Raw genomic sequence first — 1,882 nt, 5'->3', positions numbered from 1 at the left:
TGGTAGGCCTGAATAACCATATGGGCAGTCAGTTGACAACTCAAAACAAGGTTATGGAGTGGGTAATGGAAACGGTTAAACAGCACCCCTTCTTTTTCTTGGATAGTCGCACCTCTGCCAACTCGGTTGCCGCCAAAATTGCCGCAGAACACCAAATCCCTAACATAAGCCGAGATGTTTTTCTTGACCATTTTCAGACCCGAAAATTTGTTCAAGCTCAGTTTATCAAGCTAGTCGAACTAGCAAAGAAGAATGGCACAGCCATAGCAATCGCCCACCCTCACAAAGTCACAGTTGAATACTTGAGCTGGGCTCTGACAAAGCTTGACGAAAAAGGTATCAGTATCGCTTCTGCTAGCGCTATCTGGCAAATACAAAACCCTGGACAGAGCATGCAAAACATCTTTGCTGCAAGAAACAAAGTTCCTCGACTAGCACAAAGTAAATCATCCACGCCAGACACCTTAAAACACGCAAACTACAGTCCGCAAAGAATTCCGCAAGAATATCAAGACACTCTATAAATTCTTCCTACCGATCCATAAACAGTTATTTTTCGTGATAATTTATTTAGTCGATCTTTACTGGTCAGATTTTCTATCAGGTCTATACTAAATATGCGCGGTGCCTCCGCACTTTCAAGGATTATAGCGAACACATTTCAGACCCGAGGTTTATCACCATGTCCGGCAAAAATATAGACAGCTTATTTCACGACGGCACTCTTGCTGCGATTACCTTTATGACGGCTGACGCCGCATTTGCCATCCCTCTGGAACAAGTACTTTATATTGAGAAAGACGTGAAAAGAAACCTTCAGGTAAATGAGCTTGATGAGTTTAATCACGAAGTGATTACCTTCCAGAACAACACTGTTCAGCTGTACGATTTTAATCAGCTTATTGGTTCTGAAAATCACCAGACCCTAATGAACAACCTGGTTGCCAAACTGAACGAAATGGAGCAGCAACATAGAGATTGGCTTGATGCACTAGAGTCATCACTTAAAAACAACACGCCCTTTACTAAAGCGCTTGACCCTAACAAATGCGCTTTTGGCATGTGGTACAACCAGTTCGAAACAGATATTGAAGAGCTTAAAGAAGCCCTCCTGCGCTTTGATGAACCCCATAAAAAGTTACACGGTTTAGCTGAAACCTTACTCAACTTAAATCAGACTGATCACGACGAAGCAATGAAGATTCTGAACACCGAAAGACAAACCACGCTATCAGAATTGATCCACCTGTTCCATTTAACCAAAGAGCGAGCCTTATCGAGCATCCGTCCTATCATTCTTTTTGTAGAGCGCACTGGCGGCAAAGTAACAGCCTTACGTCTTGATAATATCAACGACATCATCACCTTTAACAAAAAAGTATTTTGTCGAGATGACTCTGCAGATGGAATCATGAGAAGTAAAAATGATGACTTTGTGGTGGAAGGCTTTCTTAGAGACGGTAACGAAGCACCATTAATGCTGATCAACTGCCAGCCTGAGAGCAAGTCTGAATCTAATCAGGTTGCATAGAATTTAAAAAGCTTTGTAGGCAGCGCCTTCCACGGCTCGCATGAGGGCTAGCACGAAATTGATCGTGCGCCTGAACCCTCTGCCTACAATAGACAACTTTCTCGCGCTTAAGACCTACAGGCGCATTTCAATACCACAATCGGCCATATGTGCCTTGGCTTCTTGAACGCTGTACTCTCCAAAATGAAAAATACTTGCTGCCAGAACAGCATCGGCGCCACCTTCCAAAACTCCATCTGCCAAGTGCTGTAAATTCCCCACACCGCCAGATGCTATAACCGGAATAGACACAGCATCGGTAATCGCCCTAGTGACGCCTAAGTCGAAGCCGTTTTTCATACCGTCCTGATC

At 43.8% G+C, this 1,882-nt stretch carries 3 protein-coding genes; 2 read left to right on the top strand and 1 reads right to left on the bottom strand.

The features are described 5' to 3' along the window. On the top strand, nt 1–524 hold a 524-nt coding region (locus A3757_RS17015; protein ID WP_197470099.1), incomplete at its 5' end, for a divergent polysaccharide deacetylase family protein. Nucleotides 525–682: 158 nt separating this feature from the next. After that, on the top strand, nt 683–1,531 hold the full coding sequence (locus A3757_RS17010) for a CZB domain-containing protein (protein WP_068739980.1): 849 nt from the start codon (nt 683–685) through the stop codon (nt 1,529–1,531). Between the two features lie 114 nt (nt 1,532–1,645). Here the strand turns inward: A3757_RS17010 and A3757_RS17005 are convergent. Continuing rightward, the coding region (locus tag A3757_RS17005) for a HisA/HisF-related TIM barrel protein (protein WP_255374990.1) at nt 1,646–1,882 on the bottom strand (237 nt) is incomplete at its 5' end.

The organism is Oleiphilus sp. HI0117 (assembly GCF_001635235.1).
The sequence above is the reverse complement of the archived record's forward strand: the minus strand, read 5'-3'. Positions and strand labels throughout refer to the sequence as shown.

Excerpts from the sequence above, each read along its gene's own strand:
- A3757_RS17010 (WP_068739980.1), top strand. The coding sequence starts at position 683 with ATGTCCGGCAAAAATATAGACAGCTTATTTCACGACGGCACTCTTGCT.